Origin of the sequence: Azospirillum sp. (assembly GCF_035627195.1) — a bacterium.
Taxonomy (GTDB): Bacteria; Pseudomonadota; Alphaproteobacteria; order Azospirillales; family Azospirillaceae; genus Azospirillum.
In genome coordinates, this window is the sequence record NZ_DASPMG010000435.1 from 1 (window position 1) to 4,629 (window position 4,629).

Below are 4,629 nucleotides of genomic sequence, written 5' to 3' on the forward strand. Positions count from 1 at the left end.
CTTCAGCGTCTTCAGCCGCGGCGCCACGTCCACACCCAGGGCATCCGGGGTGACGGTGTCGAGCGGCTTCTTCTTGGCCTTCATGATGTTGGGAAGGCTGGCGTAGCGCGGCTCGTTGAGGCGCAGGTCGGTGGTGACCACCGCCGGGAGCTTGAGTTCGATGGTTTCCAGGCCGCCGTCGATCTCGCGGGTGACCGTGAGGGTGCCCTCGCCGGGGGCGACCTTGGAGGCGAAGGTGCCCTGCGGCCAGCCCAGGAGGGCGGCGAGCATCTGGCCGGTCTGGTTGCAGTCGTCGTCGATGGCCTGCTTGCCGAGCACGACCAGCTGCGGGGCTTCCTTGTCGACCAGGGCCTTGAGCAGCTTGGCGACGGCGAGCGGCTGGGTCTCGGCATCCGTCTGCACCAGGATGGCGCGATCCGCACCCATGGCGAGCGCCGTGCGCAGGGTTTCCTGGGCGGTGGCCGGGCCGATGCTCACCGCCACCACTTCCGTGGCCTTGCCGGCTTCCTTCAGGCGGACGGCTTCCTCGACGGCGATCTCGTCGAAGGGGTTCATGGAGAACTTGACGTTGGCGGTCTCCACACCGGACCCGTCCGCCTTCACGCGGACCTTCACGTTGTAGTCGACCACCCGCTTCACGGGGACCAGGATCTTCATTGCGGAAACTCTTGTTCTTATGAAGACGATCGGAATGACGGTTCAGTCGGCCACGCGTTCGATGACGGCGGCGATGCCCTGGCCGACGCCGATGCACATGCTGACCAGCGCGTAGCGCCCGCCCGTGCGCTCCAGCTGGCGCAGCGCGGTCAGCGCCAGCCGGGCGCCCGAGGCGCCCAGCGGGTGGCCCACGGCGATGGCGCCGCCGTTGGGATTGAGGCGCGGATCGTCGCCCGCGATCTCCATCAGCTTGGCGCAGCCCAGGACCTGGGTGGCGAAGGCCTCGTTGATCTCGATAACGTCCATGTCGTTCAGCGTCAGGCCGGCGCGCTCCAGCGCCTTGCGGCTGGCCGGGACGGGACCCAGGCCCATGACGCGCGGCTCGACGCCGGCCACGGCGCCCGCCACGATCCGCCCGCGCGGCGTCAGACCGGCGGCCTCGCCCGCCGCGCGCGTGCCGAGCAGCAGGGCGGCGGCGCCGTCGTTGATGCCGGACGCGTTGCCGGCGGTCACCACGCCGCCCGCGTTGACCGGGCGCAGGCCGGCCAGCGACGCGGCCGTGGTGTCGGCGCGGGGATGCTCGTCCTCCGTCACCGAAACCGTCTTGCCCTTGGCCGGCACCTCGACCACGCAAAGTTCGCCGGTGAAGAAGCCGTCGGCCCTGGCGGCGGCGTACTTGGCCTGGGAGGCGGCTGCGAAGGCGTCGCTCGCCTCGCGGCCGATCTCCAGGTCCCGGGCGATGTTGTCGGCCGTCTGCGGCATGGTGTCGGCGCCGTAGGTCTGCTCGATCCACGGGTTGGGGAAGCGGGCGCCCAGGCTGGAGTCGAAGATCTTCGTCTCGCGGCTGAAGGCCGCCTCCGCCTTCGCCATCACGAAGGGGGCGCGGCTCATGCTCTCCGCCCCGGCGGCGATGAACAGGCTGCCCTGGCCGCAGTGGGCGGCGCGCGCCGCGTCCAGCACGGCGGCCAGACCGCTGCCGCACAGGCGGTTGACGGTCACGCCCGCCACCTCCACCGGCAACCCGGCGCGCAGGGCCGCGTGGCGCGCGATGTTGCGCGCGTCCTCGCCGGCCTGGTTGGCGCAGCCGCACACCACATCCTCGATCCGCGCGGGATCCAGCCCCGTGCCGCCCAGCCCAGCACCATCAATCAGGGCGCGGATGGCCTGGGCCAGCAGATCGTCCGGCCGCACGCGGGACAGCGCCCCGGCGTGGCGGCCGAACGGCGTGCGAATCCCGGCGTAGATGTAGGCGTCCAGCATGTCTCCACCCCAAATTCCGTATCGTGGAACTTAATTCCGCTTTGTTGACGCGCACCTTAATCCGTGCGAAAAGACAATTCAAACGAAAATTCGCGGCGCCGTCGGCGACCGCGACACGGCCCGCGAAGAGGCGAATAAGCAAAGGGAGGGACACCATGACCGAGCGGTGGAAGCATCGCCCGCCCGGCTCCAACTGGGGCGATTTCGGCCCGGACGACCAGATCGGCCGGCTGAACCTGATCACGCCGGAACGCCGCCTGAAGGCGATGGCGGAGGTGCGCACGGGCGAGGTCTTCTGCCTCAGCCTGCCGCTGGACCTGCCGGGCGGCAACGCGCTGCACCCGCACCGCCACCCGCCGCGCCGCCATTCGGAGGAGCGCAGCCCCGGCAAGCACTGCGTGAACTTCGAGTTGAGCCAGGTGAACCCGGACTTCGTCGATTCGGTCTGCGACGACCACGTGGTGCTGTACCTGCAGTACTCCACGCAGTGGGACGCGCTGGCGCACATCGGCCGACGCTTCGACGCCGATGGCGATGGCGCGGCGGAGATCGTCTATTACAACGGCTACCGTGCGGGCACCGACATCCTGGGCGCCGAGCAGCCGGGCGGACCGGCGGCCCGCGCGCTGGGCATCGAGAACATGGCGGCCACCGGCGTGCAGGGGCGCGGCGTCATGGTGGACCTGCACGGCGCCTTCGGCGACGGCCGCACGCTGGTCGGCTATGACGCCCTGATGCGGGTGATGGAGGCGGACGGCGTCGTGGTGGAGCCCGGCGACCTGCTGTGCCTGCACACCGGCTTCGCCCGCATGATCCTGGAGATGGGCGGGCAGCCCGACGCGCACGCGCTGCACAACAGCGGTGCCGTGCTGGACGGCCGCGACGAGCGGCTGATCGCCTGGATCGGGGACAGCGGCGTCGCCGCGCTGATCGCCGACAACTACGCGGTCGAAGGCTATCCCAACCCCTGCGCGCACGACGGCCCGCACGAGGCGCTGCCGCTGCACCAGGCCTGCCTGTTCCGCCTGGGCATCCACCTGGGCGAGTTGTGGCACCTGAGCGAACTGAACGACTGGCTGAAGCGCCACAGGCGCAGCCGGTTCCTGCTGACCGCCCCGCCGCTGCGCCTGCCCGGCTCCTTCGGGTCGCCGGTCACGCCGGTGGCGACCGTATGACCTGCAAAACGTTGAAGACCAGGGAGAAACCACGAGCATGAAAGCCGTTCTGTGCAAGGCGTTCGGCCCGCCCGAGACGCTGTCGGTCGAGGACGTTCCGGTGCCCGACTGCGGCCCCGGCATGGTGCGCATCCGCGTCCACGCGGCCGGCGTCAACTTCCCCGACACGCTGATCATCGAGGGCAAGTACCAGCTGCGCCCCGAGCCGCCGTTCGCGCCGGGTGCGGAAGTGGCCGGCGTGATCGACGCGGTGGGCGACGGCGTCACGGAGTTCAAGGTGGGCGACCGCGTGATGGCGCTGACCGGCTGGGGCGCCTTCGCCGAGCAGGTGGTGGTGGAGGCCGACCGCGCCAAGCTGATGCCGGACACCATGGACTTCCCCACCGCCGCCGGCTTCGCCATGACCTACGGCACCTCCATGCACGCGCTGAAGCAGCGCGGGCGGCTGAAGGCGGGGGAGACGCTGCTGGTGCTGGGGGCCGGCGGCGGCGTCGGCCTGACGGCCGTGGAGATCGGCCGGCAGATGGGTGCCCGCGTCATCGCCGCCGCCAGCAGCGCCGCCAAGCTCGACGCCGCCCGCGCGGCGGGGGCGGAGGAGGTCATCGACTACAGCCGCGAATCGCTGAAGGACCGCGTGAAGGAGCTGACCGGCGGGCGCGGCGTGGACGTGGTGTACGATCCGGTGGGCGGCGACCTGTTCGATCAGGCGCTGCGCCTGATGGCGTGGAACGGGCGTCTGCTGGTGGTCGGCTTCGCCAGCGGCCGCATCCCGCAGGCACCGGCCAACCTGATGCTGCTGAAGGGCAGCGAGGTGGTGGGCGTCTACTGGGGCGCCTTCCGCAAGGCCGAGCCGGAGGCCGAGCGCCGGAATTTCGAGGAGCTGTTCGCCTGGCACGCAGCCGGCCGCCTGCACCCGCGCATCGACCGCATGCTGCCGTTGGACAAGGCGGCCGAGGCGCTGACCGCCTTGCGCGACCGCGCGGTGACGGGGAAGATCGTGCTGACGGTGGACGGCTGACGACGTTGGGTTTTCGGCTGGCGCCTCAACCCAACCTACAACGCATCCGTAGGTTGGGTTGAGCGCAGCGAAAACCCAACGTCAACCACGTCCCTACTCCGCCAGCACCACGCCCTGCTCAACCAGCGCGTCGATGGCCGCGTCGTCGTAGCCGGCGGCGCGCAGGACGGCGCGGGAATCGGCGCCGAAGGCCGGCGGGGCGGTGTGCACCGTGCCCGGCGTGCGGCTCATCTTCACCGGGATGCCGGTGCCGCGGTAGCCGTCGATGCCGACCACCATGTCGCGGTGCGCGGTGTGCGGGTGCTCCAGCGCGTCCTTCACCGTGCGCACGGCGCCGGCCGGGACACCGGCGGCCAGCAGTTGCGATTCCAGCGCGTCGGCGTCGGCGTCCTTCAGGCGCTCCGCCAGGACGGCGCTCAAGGCCGGGCGGTTGGCGAGGCGGTCGGCGTTGGTGGCGAAGCGCGGGTCCTTCGCCACCTCGGGCACGCCCAAGAGCGCGCACAGCTTGGCGAACTGGCC

General features: G+C 71.0%; 5 protein-coding genes. 2 read left to right on the forward strand and 3 right to left on the reverse strand.

Translation table 11 applies throughout. The annotated features are described in order from the left end of the window. Both VED21_RS36970 and VED21_RS36975 read right to left on the reverse strand, forming a co-directional pair. On the reverse strand, window positions 1-657 hold a 657-nt coding region (locus tag VED21_RS36970; protein ID WP_324891193.1), incomplete at its 3' end, for an electron transfer flavoprotein subunit beta/FixA family protein. A gap of 42 nt (window positions 658-699) precedes the next feature. After that, window positions 700-1,917: a 3-oxoadipyl-CoA thiolase gene (locus VED21_RS36975; RefSeq protein WP_324891195.1), complete on the reverse strand. Its 1,218-nt coding sequence runs from the start codon at window positions 1,915-1,917 to the stop codon at window positions 700-702. A 155-nt stretch (window positions 1,918-2,072) separates the two neighbouring features. On the opposite strand from VED21_RS36975, the gene VED21_RS36980 reads away from it, so the two are divergent. After that, entirely contained in the window at window positions 2,073-3,092 is a 1,020-nt protein-coding gene (locus tag VED21_RS36980) for a cyclase family protein (protein WP_324891197.1), read from the forward strand. Between the two features lie 37 nt (window positions 3,093-3,129). Further along, window positions 3,130-4,110, forward strand: a complete 981-nt coding sequence (locus VED21_RS36985) for an NADPH:quinone oxidoreductase family protein (RefSeq protein ID WP_324891199.1) — start codon at window positions 3,130-3,132, stop codon at window positions 4,108-4,110. A gap of 93 nt (window positions 4,111-4,203) precedes the next feature. Here the strand turns inward: VED21_RS36985 and VED21_RS36990 are convergent. Continuing rightward, on the reverse strand, window positions 4,204-4,629 hold a 426-nt coding region (locus tag VED21_RS36990), incomplete at its 5' end, for a CoA transferase (RefSeq protein WP_324891201.1).

Coding starts and splice junctions, on each gene's coding strand:
- VED21_RS36980 (WP_324891197.1), top strand. CDS start 2,073: ATGACCGAGCGGTGGAAGCATCGCCCGCCCGGCTCCAACTGGGGCGAT.
- VED21_RS36975 (WP_324891195.1), bottom strand. CDS start 1,917: ATGCTGGACGCCTACATCTACGCCGGGATTCGCACGCCGTTCGGCCGC.
- VED21_RS36985 (WP_324891199.1), top strand. CDS start 3,130: ATGAAAGCCGTTCTGTGCAAGGCGTTCGGCCCGCCCGAGACGCTGTCG.